The 14,481-nt window shown below is 43.6% G+C and carries 14 protein-coding genes; all 14 read left to right on the forward strand.

Features of this window, described 5'->3' with window-relative positions:
• Window positions 1–72: 72 nt before the first annotated feature.
• Window positions 73–1,974, forward strand: a complete 1,902-nt coding sequence (locus MHZ92_RS01480; RefSeq protein ID WP_370644554.1) for a penicillin-binding transpeptidase domain-containing protein — start codon at window positions 73–75, stop codon at window positions 1,972–1,974.
• Window positions 1,975–2,055: 81 nt separating this feature from the next.
• The gene (gene mraY / locus MHZ92_RS01485) at window positions 2,056–3,030 is read left to right on the forward strand and encodes a phospho-N-acetylmuramoyl-pentapeptide-transferase (protein WP_239429717.1); all 975 of its coding nucleotides are present in this window, start codon (window positions 2,056–2,058) and stop codon (window positions 3,028–3,030) included.
• Window positions 3,031–4,380, forward strand: a complete 1,350-nt coding sequence (gene murD, locus MHZ92_RS01490; protein WP_239429718.1) for a UDP-N-acetylmuramoyl-L-alanine--D-glutamate ligase — start codon at window positions 3,031–3,033, stop codon at window positions 4,378–4,380. It begins immediately after the preceding gene.
• A gap of 36 nt (window positions 4,381–4,416) precedes the next feature.
• A complete protein-coding gene (ftsW, locus tag MHZ92_RS01495) occupies window positions 4,417–5,508 on the forward strand; it encodes a putative lipid II flippase FtsW (protein WP_239429719.1) in 1,092 nt (363 codons plus the stop codon).
• Window positions 5,509–5,522: 14 nt separating this feature from the next.
• Window positions 5,523–6,317 (forward strand): cell division protein FtsQ/DivIB, encoded by a 795-nt coding sequence (locus MHZ92_RS01500; protein WP_239429720.1) that lies wholly within the window; start codon window positions 5,523–5,525, stop codon window positions 6,315–6,317.
• On the forward strand, window positions 6,298–7,017 hold the full coding sequence (locus MHZ92_RS01505) for a DUF881 domain-containing protein (RefSeq protein WP_239429721.1): 720 nt from the start codon (window positions 6,298–6,300) through the stop codon (window positions 7,015–7,017). The genes MHZ92_RS01500 and MHZ92_RS01505 overlap by 20 nt, the downstream gene beginning before the upstream one ends.
• A 26-nt stretch (window positions 7,018–7,043) precedes the next feature.
• Window positions 7,044–7,763: a DUF881 domain-containing protein gene (locus MHZ92_RS01510; protein ID WP_239429722.1), complete on the forward strand. Its 720-nt coding sequence runs from the start codon at window positions 7,044–7,046 to the stop codon at window positions 7,761–7,763.
• A gap of 2 nt (window positions 7,764–7,765) precedes the next feature.
• Complete coding sequence (locus tag MHZ92_RS01515; protein ID WP_239429723.1) at window positions 7,766–8,137, forward strand: small basic family protein; 372 nt, start codon at window positions 7,766–7,768, stop codon at window positions 8,135–8,137.
• Between the two features lie 97 nt (window positions 8,138–8,234).
• Window positions 8,235–9,518, forward strand: coding sequence for a cell division protein FtsA (ftsA, locus tag MHZ92_RS01520; protein ID WP_239429724.1), 1,284 nt, complete (start codon window positions 8,235–8,237; stop codon window positions 9,516–9,518).
• Between the two features lie 40 nt (window positions 9,519–9,558).
• A complete protein-coding gene (gene ftsZ, locus MHZ92_RS01525; RefSeq protein WP_239429725.1) occupies window positions 9,559–10,719 on the forward strand; it encodes a cell division protein FtsZ in 1,161 nt (386 codons plus the stop codon).
• A gap of 165 nt (window positions 10,720–10,884) precedes the next feature.
• Entirely contained in the window at window positions 10,885–11,745 is an 861-nt protein-coding gene (locus MHZ92_RS01530) for a sigma-E processing peptidase SpoIIGA (protein ID WP_239429726.1), read from the forward strand.
• On the forward strand, window positions 11,729–12,442 hold the full coding sequence (gene sigE, locus MHZ92_RS01535) for an RNA polymerase sporulation sigma factor SigE (protein WP_239429727.1): 714 nt from the start codon (window positions 11,729–11,731) through the stop codon (window positions 12,440–12,442). The genes MHZ92_RS01530 and sigE overlap by 17 nt, the downstream gene beginning before the upstream one ends.
• A gap of 93 nt (window positions 12,443–12,535) precedes the next feature.
• A complete protein-coding gene (sigG, locus tag MHZ92_RS01540; protein WP_239429728.1) occupies window positions 12,536–13,318 on the forward strand; it encodes an RNA polymerase sporulation sigma factor SigG in 783 nt (260 codons plus the stop codon).
• Window positions 13,319–14,226: 908 nt separating this feature from the next.
• Window positions 14,227–14,469: a PRC-barrel domain-containing protein gene (locus MHZ92_RS01545; protein ID WP_239429729.1), complete on the forward strand. Its 243-nt coding sequence runs from the start codon at window positions 14,227–14,229 to the stop codon at window positions 14,467–14,469.
• The last annotated feature ends 12 nt before the right edge of the window (window positions 14,470–14,481 follow it).

Raw genomic sequence — 14,481 nt, forward strand, 5'->3', positions numbered from 1 at the left:
TATAGCATCTCCAGTCCATTCATAGGTTGATAGAAAAACGAAAGGTGTGGAGCTCTGCGTAAATATGCCGATTTGCAATCAAAGAAACGGTTGCGGGCAGTATTCATCATATTTCTCATTTCCATATCCATGGTTATCGGAAAACTTTTCCACGTGCAAATTATTAAGCATGAATGGTTGAAAGCGCGGGCGGAGGAGAACTGGGATCGGGAAATTCCTTTCGGAGCGATCCGAGGGGAAATCCAAGATCGTAATGGGGAGTTGATCGTTGGAAATCGACTTGCTCCGACGCTTTACTTCATGCCATCCCAAAACAAGGAACCCGAAAAGGCTGCTGCGTTATTGGCAGATATTTTGAAAGCTGATCAAGAAAAACTACTTGAAAAAATGACGAAAAAGGCATATATGGTCAAGCTGGCACCTGAAGGGAAGAATATCACCCAAGAGCAGGCAGCAGAAATTTCAAAACTGCAAATCGATGGATTGTATACAGGTGTTGACTTTGTCAGAAATTATCCATATGGCGAACTGCTTTCAAGGTTGATCGGCTTCACGGGTTATGACAGCCAAGGCCTTGCAGGCATTGAATATGCATATGATGAAATTTTACAAGGAACTGGAGACAAAATACGACTTTATACAGATGCGAAAGCGATACCGCTGCCGCATGTCGATGATGGGTTTCAAACCGGGGAAAATGGGGCTACAATTGAACTGACGATTGATATCGAAATGCAAAAGATCATGGAGCGGGAACTGAGCCAAGCGATGGAAAAACTCGATGCAGCCCAAGCAATTGGAATTGCTATGAATCCGAAGACCGGTGAGATTCTATCTTTGGTTTCAATGCCGACCTTCCATCCGGCCCAATACCAGGACACGGATCAGACAATCTATAATCGGAATTTGCCAGTATGGATGACATTTGAGCCTGGGTCGACATTCAAGATCGTCACCCTCGCAGCAGGGCTTGAGGAAAAGGTAATCGACCTTCATCATGATCATTTTTATGATCCAGGATACACGAAGGTTGCAAATGCGACGCTTCGATGCTGGAAACGGTCAGGGCACGGCCAACAGTCCTTTTTGGAAGTCGTTGAGAATTCTTGTAACCCAGGCTTCATTGAAATCGGCCAACGTTTGGGAGCAGAGAAACTTGACAGCTATATTAGGGCTTTCGGATTCGGCGAAACGACAGGCTCGGGCATTGCAGGCGAAGCAAAGGGAATCCTTTTCTCAAAAGAGGCATTCGGTCCAGTTGAACAAGCTACGACCGCTTTCGGTCAAGGAATTTCAGTGACACCGATCCAGCAAGCCCAAGCGGTGGCAGCTGCTATCAATGGCGGTTATCTATATCGTCCGTATATTGTAAAGGAAATAAAGAATGATAAGGGAGAGACGTTGCAGACGTTTGAACCCGAAATGAAGCGACGTGTTATCAGTGAAGAAACTTCCGCCCAAGTGAGGGAGGCGCTGGAATCAGTTGTTGCGAATGGCTCGGGTCGCAATGCATACGTTGATGGTCTACGGGTTGGTGGAAAGACAGGCACAGCGCAAAAGGTTGTTAACGGCGCTTATAGCGATGGTGATTATATCGTTTCGTTCATTGGTTTTGCACCAGCAGATGATCCTGAATTACTTGTCTATGTAGCTGTAGATAGTCCGAAAAACTCGATACAATTTGGCGGTGTCATTGCGGCTCCGATCGTCGGTAGGATCATTGAAGAAATCGCACCGCTTGCGGGTATTGAAAAAAGGGAAGGGCAGCTTGAAAAAGAATATCGGTGGGGGGATCCGATTACGCACCGTGTTCCGGATTTAACGGGTATGACAAAAGGAATGGTCGCCCGCCAACTTCACACGTATCGTATAGTGTGGCATGGTGAAGGCGACGTCATCAAATACCAGCTGCCGGTCCCGGATTCGTTAATGACAGTGGACGATATCATCCACGTATATACCGAAGAGGAATAAAAAAGCTACAGGTGCTAAGCGCCTGTAGCTAGACAATAAAGATTACAATTACAGTTTCAATACAAGTAAGGAGAACTTATTATGACACTCGTCACGACAGTAACGGTTATTACCGTAGCATTTATACTAACAGCAATTATCGGGGCCGCTATCTTACCTCTTCTCAGAAGGCTGAAATTCGGTCAAAGTATCAGGGAGGAGGGTCCAGCATCCCATAAAAAGAAAGAGGGCACGCCTACAATGGGCGGCCTTATTTTCCTGAGCTCCATTATCATTACGATGATTGTCCTATCATACATATATGAAGACGTACTGACTACACAGTCTATTGTACTGATGATTGTGCTTGCCGGTTTCGGTCTAATCGGATTTTTTGATGATTTCATTATCGTCGTCATGAAGCGGAACTTAGGGTTGACTTCTATCCAGAAGCTTATCGGTCAGATTATTATTGCAATCATTGCATATTTCCTATTAAAAATGGGACCATTTGAGACGACGGTACTCATACCTTTTACGAACTTCACTGTGGATCTCGGTATTTTCTATGTTGCCTTTCTGATTTTTTGGCTCGTCGGATTTTCGAACGCAGTCAACTTAACGGATGGGCTTGATGGTCTCGTTGCAGGTACTTCAACAATTGCATTCGCTGCATTCGGCGTACTTGGACTTGTGTATGAACAATATGATATCGCCACGTTCGCATTCGTCGTTGCTGGTGCAATGCTCGGCTTTTTATTGTTCAACATGAAACCTGCCAAAGTGTTTATGGGAGATACGGGATCATTGGCGCTAGGTGGAACAATTGCGATGCTTTCGATTTTAGTTAAACAGGAACTTCTGCTCCTCGTCATAGGGATTGTATATGTAATCGAAACATTATCAGTAATGATTCAAGTGACAAGCTTTAAGCTAACTGGTAAACGGGTATTTAAAATGAGTCCGATTCATCATCATTTTGAAGAGTCCGGATGGTCCGAATGGAAGATTGTTATCGTATTTTGGGGAGTAGCATTATTGGCTGCGGTGATACCTGTACTATGGGAGGTGATGTAAATGGGAGAGCGAAATGAGTTCAAGGGCAAGAAGTTTCTTGTACTCGGTCTTGCTAAAAGCGGCTATGCCGCAGCAGATCTTTTACATTCACTCGGGGCATTCGTAGTTGTCAACGATTCTTCTCCAGAGACTGGTAACGAAGAAGTGAAAGCGTTGCGGTCAAAAGGGATTGTAGTTATCTGTGGTGGTCATCCGGAAGATATATTGGATCATGACTTTGATACGATTGTCAAAAATCCTGGTATCCCATATCACAACCCGGTTCTTCAACAAGCAAAACAAAAAGGGATCCCCATTTGGACTGAAATCGAGCTCGCCTATATGGTCAGTGAAGCACCGATCATCGCCATAACAGGTTCCAATGGGAAAACAACGACGACCACGCTTCTTTACCATATTTTAAACATTGGCGGTAAAAAGCCGTTAATTGCAGGGAATATAGGCACGGTGGCGTGCACGGTTGCACAAAATGCAAATCCAGATGAAGTGATCGTCATGGAAGTTTCCTCTTTCCAATTGGCGGGAACAGCTCAGTTCCAACCGAAAATTGCGGTATGGACAAATCTATATGATGCACATCTCGATTACCACGGAACTAGAGAGGAATATGCGCTAGCAAAGTCGAAAGTGACAGAAAATCAGACCGAAGAGGATTTCTTTATCTATAATGCTGATCAACCCGAGATGCGTCCCTATGTCGAGCGGTCAACTGCTAGTAAAATTCCGTTTTCATTACAAGGGAAACAAGCGGAAGGGATTTCTGCAGATGATGAGTTCATTTACTGGCAAGGTGAACCGTTTGTAAAAAGATCGATCATTAAATTGCTCGGTCAACATAATCTAGAAAATATTTTAGCTGCAACCGCTTCTGCTATACTTATGAATTGCGATAAAGTAACGATAGAAGATGTATTAAGTTCCTTTACGGGCGTCCGTCATCGTATGCAGTTCGTTAAGGAGTTGAAGGGCAGGACATTCTACAATGATTCAAAAGCCACAAATACATTGGCGACGAAAAGTGCTCTCTCCTCTTTCCAATCACCGGTTGTCTTACTCGCCGGCGGGTTGGATCGAGGGCATTCTTTCGAGGAGCTAAGACCGTATATGAGTAGGGTGAAGGCTGTTCTTGCCCTTGGAGAGACAGCTGACAGGCTCGTCGATTTTGCAACATCATGTGGAGTACCCAAAGCTGTAAAAGTAGGGTCGATGGAGGAAGCGGTACAAGTTGCCTTTTCAATTTCTCAGGAAGGTGATCAAATCCTATTGTCGCCAGCAAGCGCAAGTTGGGATCAATACCCGAATTTTGAAGCTCGTGGAGATGCATTTATCGAAGCTGTCATGAAACTTTGAATCATCTGTACAGTACTTGACCAATAAGACGGAAGGATGCGTTCACTGGATCAGAAATTAAAAGCTGCCTTTGTCATTTCGGCAGTGTCATTGTCATTAATCGGATTAGTATTTGTCCATTCGGCAGGCTCGTATTGGGGGCAAATCCATTACGCGGATTCACCCCCATTTATCATCAAGCAAGGGATTTACATGGCTGTTTCAATATTTGTCGCATTTCTGTTGATGAAAGGGCCATTGACATCCAACCAATCATTTTGGACCGCTTTTTATTACATAACGATCCTTTTGTTGGTTGCTGTCATGATTCCTGGCATCGGTGCGGTACGAAACGGATCTCAAAGCTGGATTGCACTTGGCCCGTTCAGCATCCAGCCTGCTGAGTTCGTCAAAGTGGCACTGATCGGAAAGCTGGCATGTAATATAAAGCATTCGGCTGGGAAAAGCCCATTCAGATTGAGTCATTTTGTGCTTATTTTATTACCAGGGGCTTTAATCATGCTCCAACCGGATTTAGGCTCTGCCGTCATCATGATTGTTTCTGCATTTGTTATTCTGTTTTTAGCGGGCTATCCGCTATCATTCTTTGGTATACTCGGTTTCGTTGGGATCGGGGCGTTCGTTGCACTTATCGCTGCCGCGCCTTATCGTCTTGACCGAATCAAGTCATATATCGATCCGTGGAATGATCCGCTCGGAGCGGGGTTTCAAGGGATTCAGTCATTGTTTGCGATTGCTCCTGGCGGATTGTTCGGCCATGGCTACGGAAACAGTAGACAAAAGTACTTGTATTTACCGGAACCGCAAAATGACTTCATCTTTTCAATTATTGCCGAAGAGACAGGTTTTATCGGAGCGACGTTCATTCTAATTCTCTTTTCTGTTCTGCTCTTGTCTGCATTCGGAATTGCTATTCGTACACATGATTACAAATCATTTTTAATGACTGCCGGAATGGCGTCGATGATTATTTTTCAAACGTTCCTGAATGTCGGAGTCGTCTCGGGCTTATTGCCTGTTACTGGGGTGACATTGCCATTTATAAGCTATGGAGGATCATCATTGCTCACGACGTGGATGGCGGCGGGCACTATATTGCATTTCGCATTTCATAGACAACGAAGTTGAAGGGAGGGCCGCACATGGATAAAGTAATAGACATCGAAGAACGGATACCATCCATGAGGGAAAAACGGAGAAGAAAAACGAATAAGAAATTCTTATTCATCATCGCCGTATTTTGCATAGCCCTCCTCGTACTTTTATACTTCCAATCTCCTCTTAGTAAGATAGGTGAAGTAAAAGTTGTCGGGGCAATGCTTAACGATGACCGATACTATTATGAGAAAAGTGGTATTTTAGAAGGCTCCTCTTTTTGGGGATTTGAAACGAAAGAAGTAGAAAAAGAACTTTCAAAGCTTGAGGGCGTCAATACTGTTGCCGTTACGAGAAAATGGATGAGAGATATCGAAATTTCGATTGATGAATGGAACACCGTCGCCTACATGGAGAGCGGGGGAGAGTACGAGTTATTGCTCGAAAACGGTGATCTTTTTCCAAGTGGTGGCAATTATCCGAACGTCCCGATTTTGAATCATGTGGACAACCCTAAACTAAGGAGTAAGCTTACATCCCAATTGTTGAAAATGGATAAAAATGTTCTCCAATTGATTTCCGAAATCATCTATACTGGGACAGAGGAGAATCCGGATACCATTGTCGCCTATATGGATGATGGATATGAAGTTCACGCGATCCTCCAGACTTTCGCGGAAAAGATGGATTATTATCCGGATATCATTTCCCAATTAGGCGGCCTTGAAAAAGGGGTTGTCAACATGGAAGTGGGCATTTTTTTCACTCCTTATAGCGAAGTTTACGGAAAAGGTGATGTAGAGGAAGGGGAAGTTGATGAAGATGGCGAAGAAAATGAGTAATGACAACAAAACTAGAGGGAGATATATATTATATTCGTTTGTCTTTCTCATACTCGGTTTTATCTTCGCTTTCTCTTATCGTACTTTAGGAAAGGACAGTATCGAATCCGGCCAATCCCCTACATTCCAACAGGAAGAACAATATCGGGAAGAACTGATCCTTCAAAAGGAAAGGAATAAGGAACTTGCCGATGAACTGCATGCAAAGCAAGTTGAAATTCGGGAATTTGAAAAATCCTTTTCGGAAAATGAAGAAAATCATACTGCGCTCGTCGAAGAGGCAAAAGATCTAAGGCTGCTATTAGGCATTGTTCCATCTTCCGGTCCAGGAGTACGTGTCACATTGAAGGACGGAGATTATGACCCCATCGAACAGAATCCGAACGAATATATCGTTCATGAAAGCCATGTGCTTCGAGTTGTCAATGAATTGAAGATTTCAGGAGCACAGGGAATAGCCATTAACGGACAACGCATTTCATCCAATTCATATATAAAATGTACAGGCCCTGTTATAACGATTGACGGCAGAACACTGCCTGCTCCATTCGTTATCGAGGCAGTCGGCGATTCTGATGTACTGTCAACTTCATTAAATTTAGGCGGAGGCGTCATTGATGAGTTGGTGCATGACAATATCGTCGTCACATTGGAGGAGATGAAAGAAATTAAACTTCCTGCATTAAGGGACGAGGCATGAATAATGACTAAGAAGGAGGGTGTTCGTTGAAGAAATCAATCAACTGGAAATTTACAATTGTCCTCCTGTTAATTGGATTTATGATTGCTGTCCAATACAATACATTGGAAAATCCTAAGGAACGTGATACGAGGGATATATGGGCAATACGCCAAGAGTTGGCAGAAGAGAAAAAACTCCATTCAGAGCTTCTCACTGAAATCCGTGACTTGGATAACACGATCGCATCTTATAAAACATTGAGCGAATCGAGCACGGGACAAGCACTGAAGGAAACTGTGGACAAACTACATAAAAGAGCGGGAACGACAAATATTACAGGACCCGGCGTTACGATCGAAATTCGTCCTTCCATTGAAAGCGTAGCGTATGGAATACCAATCACGAGTATTTCATCCGATTTATTAACTCGTTTCGTCAACGAAGTGAATCGATTTAAAGGAATTCAAATGGAGATTGACGGAAAACGGTATACGATGATGAGCTCGATCCGGGTTATCAATGGCACGACAGCGGTAAATGGACTTAATGTCTCGACTCCCCCTTTTACGATTAAAATCGTTTCTCCTACAATGGCTGATAGCGAGAAGCTATATAATTATCTGTTGGCATCGTCCATTCATGATGATTTTTATCTTGATAATCTCGTGCTTGACATCCAACAGCCGGAAAAGGAAGTAACGATTCGGGGATATCCCGACAAATTTGAAAATCTGTATTTAAATGAACTTCCGAAAGGGGAATGACAATGTGGTTGCCACTGCTCGGTTTAATACTTGGCGTTTCACTTGGGCTGTTGTCGGACATACAAATCCCGCATATTTACAGCAACTATTTATCTATCGCCGTGCTAGCTGCATTGGATACGCTTTTCGGAGGAATACGGGCACATCTTCAGCAAATATATGATGATAAGGTGTTCATTTCCGGCTTCTTTTTCAATATTGCACTAGCAGCAGGGTTGGCGTTCCTCGGAGTGCATCTTGGAGTAGATTTATATTTAGCTGCCGTATTCGCATTCGGTGTAAGGCTATTCCAGAATATCGCCGTCATAAGAAGGATTTTGTTGACGAAATGGTCAGAACGAAGTAGGGTTTCTGAAACGAATGTTCAGGAATGAAAGGAATTGATCGACGGATGGAGAAAATATTTAGACAATATGACCGTAATACAATAGAATGTAAGATAAGGACTGTAGTTATGGGAGGTGCCGGAATTTGAGTCAATCTACAATATATGTATCACTTGATATAGGATCTTCGTCAGTCAAAGTGCTGATCGGCGAAGTGGACGGCGGATCCCTCCACGTAATCGGAGTCGGTAACGTCCAATCTGCAGGCATTCGTAAAGGGACGATTATCGACATCGATGCGACTGTCCAATCCATCCGGAAAGCGGTGGAACAAGCTGAACGGATGACAGGCATGCAAATCAGAGAAGTCATTTTAGGCATCCCTGCAAATGGGGTTCTCCTACAAGATGTTAAAGGTGTTGTAGCTGTTAATTCGGAGAACCGTGAAATTACCGATGATGACTTAGATCGAGTTATGAAATCGGCACAAGTCATGTCGGTTCCACCTGAACGAGAAATCGTCAACATCATACCGAAACAATTCATCGTGGACGACTATGATGAAATTAAAGACCCACGCGGAATGATCGGCGTCCGTCTGGAAATGGACGGTACACTCATTACGACTTCTAAAACATTAGTTCATAATATTTTACGCTGTGTCGAACGGGCGGGCTTGGTCATCCGTGAAATATATTTACAACCTTTGGCAGCTGGGACATTTGCATTGACAGATGATGAAATGAACCATGGAACTGCATTCATCGATATAGGTGGAGGCTCAACGACGATTGCCATTTTTGGGGATAATCGGTTCGTCTCAACTGCCGTCATACCGGTTGGCGGTGATCATATTACAAAGGACTTGTCTATCATTCTGAAGACACCTACAGAGCACGCTAGAAAGATCAAACACCAATATGGACATGCTTTTTACGATGACGCATCGGATGATGAACTGTTTGAAGTCCCGGTCATCGGTGCCGATTCGAAAGATCAATATAGTCAAAGATACATATCGGAAATTATTGGTGTCCGATTGGAAGAACTGTTCGACTTGGTTTTAGAAGAGCTGTATCGTATGGGAATCCATGACTTACCAGGAGGCGTCGTATTGACAGGCGGCACGACGAAACTCGATGGAATCTTGCAACTTGCAAGACATGTTTTGAAAACGAGAGTACGCATCCATACGCCGGAATATATCGGAGTTCGTGAACCGATGTATTCGACTGCAGTCGGTCTAATCCGTTATGCTAGTATGGAAGATAGCTATTTTGGTATAACTGCAGAATCTCAAACTGCTGTTGCACACAGTGAGATGGACTATCCATCTCCTGCTAAAAAGAAGGTCGCCGCAAAACCAAAAGAAAAAAAGACAAGCTTCATGAGCAAAACAAAGAAATTTTTCGACGGATTTTTTGAGTGACTGTCTAAAGATGGTCATATAGGGATTAGGAGGAGAGAGCATGCTAGATTTTGATACGAATATTGATGCACTCGCGGTCATTAAAGTGATCGGAGTTGGTGGTGGAGGAAACAACGCGGTTAACCGCATGATCGAACATGGAGTACAAGGCGTAGAATTCATCGCTGTGAATACAGACGCGCAAGCGCTTAATTTATCTCAAGCTGAAGTGAAATTGCAGATTGGAGCCAAATTGACTCGTGGCCTTGGGGCAGGAGCAAACCCTGACGTTGGGAAAAAAGCAGCGGAGGAAAGCCGGGAGCAAATCGAAGAGGCGCTTCGCGGTGCTGATATGGTGTTCGTAACCGCAGGTATGGGCGGAGGAACTGGAACAGGTGCAGCGCCTGTCATCGCACAAGTCGCAAAAGATCTCGGTGCATTGACTGTTGGCGTCGTTACACGTCCATTCACTTTTGAAGGCCGGAAACGTCAAACGCAAGCGATAGGCGGAATTGCAGCAATGAAAGAATCGGTCGACACGCTTATCGTCATTCCGAACGATAAATTATTAGAAATTGTCGATAAGAACACACCGATGCTCGAAGCTTTCCGGGAAGCTGACAATGTACTGCGCCAAGGGGTTCAAGGCATTTCAGATTTGATTGCTGTCCCTGGGCTTATCAACTTGGACTTTGCAGACGTGAAAACCATTATGTCCAATAAAGGTTCAGCACTCATGGGTATCGGTATGTCGACAGGTGAAAACCGCGCTGCCGAAGCCGCGAAAAAAGCTATTTCAAGCCCACTTCTAGAAACGTCAATTGACGGAGCCAAAGGGGTTTTAATGAATATTACGGGCGGTTCCAATTTGAGCTTATTCGAGGTTCAAGAAGCTGCAGATATCGTAGCTTCCGCATCTGATGAAGATGTCAATATGATCTTCGGTTCAGTCATCAATGATAATTTGAAAGATGAAATTGTCGTCACGGTCATCGCAACTGGTTTCAACGAAGAGCAGTTGAATCAACCGAAGCCATCAAGAAATCCAGGGTTCGGTGCTACGCGTCAACGTGAACCTCAGACTGTGCAACAACCGTCGCATACTCGACGGGAAGAAACGCAGCAACAGTTCCAGCAGCCTGAGCCGACGAGACACCAGCAAAGTCATCAGCAAGAAGATGCATTGGATATTCCGACATTCTTGCGCAATCGTAGAAGATAAAAACAAAACTAAATAGAGAAGCTCTCCGGTAGTCCGATCTGGACAAGCCGGAGAGTTTTTTTATTTTTGCGCTATTCATGTCGAATATTTACTATAATTTTTCCTTTGTTCCGACAAACATTGCAGTCACATAATGATATCCTTACGTACAAGGAGGGCGGGCTGATGTATGGGGAGCTCATTGTTGGGATTAACATGGTTTTTAATTATGTCATTTTGTCTTTTGCTAACCGAATGGTCAAGGCACAAGCTACAAGGCTTCGTCTCCTACTAGCTTCGCTTGCTGGGGCATTGCCTGTTGCGATTTTTCCCGATTCCCGTATAGCCATTTTCATCGCCTTCGGTTTAATGATCATCTGTGCATTTGGAATGTCCATGAGTTCTATCGGCAACCCTGCGGTTATTGTATTGATCGGCGCACTATTTGCAGGTGGAGCGTTAACTGTCTTCACGGAAAAGTTCATGTCCTCGGATTCCAAAGCTACCGTCTTCATCAGTGCACTTTTAGCTTATCTTTTTCTTTATTTATTCAAAACGAAGTGGATGGATGTTAGAGTGGCCCGCAGACTGTCTTCCTTTTCGGTGGCGTCAGAATTGTCCATTTGGAATGAAACGATTTCCATACCGTGCTTCATCGATACAGGAAATCGTTGTATCGAGCCAATGTCCGGCGACCCTGTACATTTCGTCTCCTTAAAATTTGTGGAACGCTCAATTCCCGAAGACTTGAAGGGACCGTTGCTTTCATGCAATACGAAAGAAATGCCCCAACTTTCAGTTTTCCCTACCCGTTTTCAAAAAAGTTTACGGCTGATCAGGCTGCAGACCGTCCAAGGTGCTTCTTGGGCAGTCGGTTTCAAATTCGACCGATGGATCATCGCGGAAGGGAGTGAATTGCCACCGGGCTATATCGTCTTGACGAAGCAGGATAACCGTTATCCGGAAGGAGCGGGTGCCATTATGCACGCCTCTGCATTGGAATCCATTTCGAACGAAAGGGGAACTAGTCATGTTGCAGGAATTTAAAAAATGGATATCGATCATCAAGAGCTTCCTAACTAGAAAAAAGAGCGGCACTTTTTACATCGGCGGACACGAATCGTTACCAAAGCCTTTGTCGAGGGAAGATGAGGCAAAAACAATCAGAGCCTTCATGGAAGGTGATATGGATGCCAGGGATACACTTATTGAAAAGAATCTCCGGCTCGTCGTTTATATAGCCCGCCGTTTCGACAATACAAATACGCATATTGAAGATTTAATCAGCATCGGGACAATCGGACTTATAAAGGCGATCGAAACGTTTAAAAGCGATCGCAATATTAAATTGGCGACATATGCTTCAAGATGTATAGAAAATGAAATTCTTATGCATTTAAGAAAAACGAATCGAATCCGTTCGGAAATTTCCTTCGACGAACCTTTAAATTCTGATGCGGATGGAAATGAGCTATTATTGTCCGATATTTTAGGAACGGACGAACATATTATCATTGACGACGTTGAAAGAAAACTGGAACGACAACATATGATTGAAGCAATCAGCACGTTGGACGAACGGGAGAAATATATAATGGAATGCAGATTCGGGCTCACAGGACATCTCGAAATGACACAAAAGGAAGTTGCAGAACTACTGGGTATTTCGCAATCTTATATTTCAAGACTTGAAAAGAAAATCATCTCCGAACTGCGTGACAGATTGAATCACCCAATTGCTTGATGGTTGAAATTGGTGAATTGGATTTCGCATATTCCGTAAGTGTGAGGACAGACTATTTTGTACAGTCATCTACAGAATGCGGAGGAAAAGCGAATGATGCGTACAAGAGTTGAAATCTGTGGTATCGATACGTCCAATTTGCCATTACTGACGAATGAAGTGATGAAAGAAACGTTTATCCGGCTTCAAAATGGTGACGAATCGGCAAGGGAAGAACTCGTAATTGGAAACTTGCGGTTAGTTTTAAGTCTAGTTCAAAGGTTTGCTTATAGGGGGGAGCAAGCAGACGATCTTTTTCAAGTTGGCTGCATAGGATTATTAAAGTCCATTGACAATTTTGATTTGAAACATAATGTTCGATTTTCAACATATGCCGTGCCGATGATCATTGGGGAGATCAAAAGACATTTGAGAGACCATCATGCCATTAGAGTATCCCGATCTCTCAGGGATATAGCTTATAAGGCAATTAGGGCAAAAGAACAGTTTGTGAATGAACATCAGAAGGAGCCTCGGATTTCCGATTTGGCAGAAGTTACGGGCATTCCGGAAGAAGATATCTTATTTGCACTCGATGCAATTCAAGACCCGATGTCCCTTCATGAACCGATGAACGGCGACGGCGGCGATCCTGTATTTATTATGGATCAGTTACAGGATAAAAAAGTATCAGAAGAGCGTTGGCTCACTTATGTATCTGTAAAAGAAACGGTTGCTGGCATGACGGAAAGACAGCAACTCATCCTTTCTAAACGTTTTTATTTAGGACAGACACAAACCGAAATCGCAAAAGAACTCGGTATCTCCCAAGCCCAAATATCAAGACTCGAAAAAAATGCGATTCAAATTATTCGAGAAGGAATGGAAAATAAATAGTCAATTAAAACAAGGGGCTGTCTAGAAATCAGTGAAAACTGACTACTATGGCAGCTCCTTTTACTGTTGATTTCCGCTTCAGGCGGACGCTTTCCAATCGAACAGCGAAGGGTTCGATTTGCCTTAATTTCTGCGCCTTTTGCAGAAATTAAGGCAGCCTATGTGCTCGTAACGCTGAGCTTTTACTCGCAAACGCTGTTCTTCGTAACAGCGTTCGCTGGAGTCGCCACCTTACTCTCCAATCAACGGAGCTACTTGAAAATAAAAAAACTGACTTTACCCAATAATAAATCTCAAAATACAAAATGCCCTTACAATTAATATTAAAGCAGCAATACCCAGTAAAAAGGAAGTCTAAAAACCTGAGCCTTGCGTTTTTTGAAGTTGTCGCGCATAAGCTATATATACATCAAATTAATTACCGACATCCATTGTCCAAGGACTTTTAATAACTCTGCAGCTGGTGCTTGGAGTGCAGGCGCGAGACTCCTGCACTAGCCGTAACGAAGAACGGCTTTTGCGAGTAAAAGCGCAGCGTTACGAGCATATCTTTGCACTAGCCGTAACGAAGAACGGCTTTTGCGAGTAAAAGCGCAACGTTACGAGCATATCTTTGCACTAGCCGTAACGAAGAACGGCTTTTGCGAGTAAAAGCGCAACGTTACGAGCATATCTTTGCACTAGCCGTAACGAAGAACGGCTTTTGCGAGTGAAAGCGCAGTGTTACGAGCACATCTTTACTCACAGCGGAGGATGCCTTAATTTCTGCAAAAAACACGCAGAAATACGGCAAATCGAACCCTTCGCTGTTCGATTGGCTGAGGCAACGCCCGCGGAAAGCGAGTGCTGGAACGGAAAGCAACAGCCCGGTTATAGGCAATATTTTATTATTCACGGGAGGGATAGGAATGCGATTTTCAGACTTGCAGAAAAAAGAAGTGATTGAAGTGAAAAAGGGTTCTTTCTTAGGATTTGTTCAGGATGCGACCATTGACATGAAAAACGGCAAAATTGACGTTCTTCAAATTGGGGGAGCAGAAAGATCATTATTCTTGGACTCGAAAATGAAGGACTTGAAGCAAATCAAATACGATGACGTCCTGACAATCGGAAAAGATATCGTATTAGTAGGCAAAAAGACTGATAAATGAACAGTTATCATT

Source organism: Sporosarcina sp. ACRSL, from assembly GCF_022346605.1.
Classification (GTDB): domain Bacteria; phylum Bacillota; class Bacilli; order Bacillales_A; family Planococcaceae; genus Sporosarcina.

Excerpts from the sequence above, each read along its gene's own strand:
- sigG (WP_239429728.1), top strand. The coding sequence starts at position 12,536 with ATGATGCGTACAAGAGTTGAAATCTGTGGTATCGATACGTCCAATTTG.
- mraY (WP_239429717.1), top strand. The coding sequence starts at position 2,056 with ATGACACTCGTCACGACAGTAACGGTTATTACCGTAGCATTTATACTA.
- sigE (WP_239429727.1), top strand. The coding sequence starts at position 11,729 with ATGTTGCAGGAATTTAAAAAATGGATATCGATCATCAAGAGCTTCCTA.
- murD (WP_239429718.1), top strand. The coding sequence starts at position 3,031 with ATGGGAGAGCGAAATGAGTTCAAGGGCAAGAAGTTTCTTGTACTCGGT.
- MHZ92_RS01500 (WP_239429720.1), top strand. The coding sequence starts at position 5,523 with ATGGATAAAGTAATAGACATCGAAGAACGGATACCATCCATGAGGGAA.
- MHZ92_RS01505 (WP_239429721.1), top strand. The coding sequence starts at position 6,298 with ATGGCGAAGAAAATGAGTAATGACAACAAAACTAGAGGGAGATATATA.
- MHZ92_RS01545 (WP_239429729.1), top strand. The coding sequence starts at position 14,227 with ATGCGATTTTCAGACTTGCAGAAAAAAGAAGTGATTGAAGTGAAAAAG.
- ftsZ (WP_239429725.1), top strand. The coding sequence starts at position 9,559 with ATGCTAGATTTTGATACGAATATTGATGCACTCGCGGTCATTAAAGTG.
- MHZ92_RS01515 (WP_239429723.1), top strand. The coding sequence starts at position 7,766 with ATGTGGTTGCCACTGCTCGGTTTAATACTTGGCGTTTCACTTGGGCTG.
- MHZ92_RS01530 (WP_239429726.1), top strand. The coding sequence starts at position 10,885 with ATGTATGGGGAGCTCATTGTTGGGATTAACATGGTTTTTAATTATGTC.
- ftsW (WP_239429719.1), top strand. The coding sequence starts at position 4,417 with ATGCGTTCACTGGATCAGAAATTAAAAGCTGCCTTTGTCATTTCGGCA.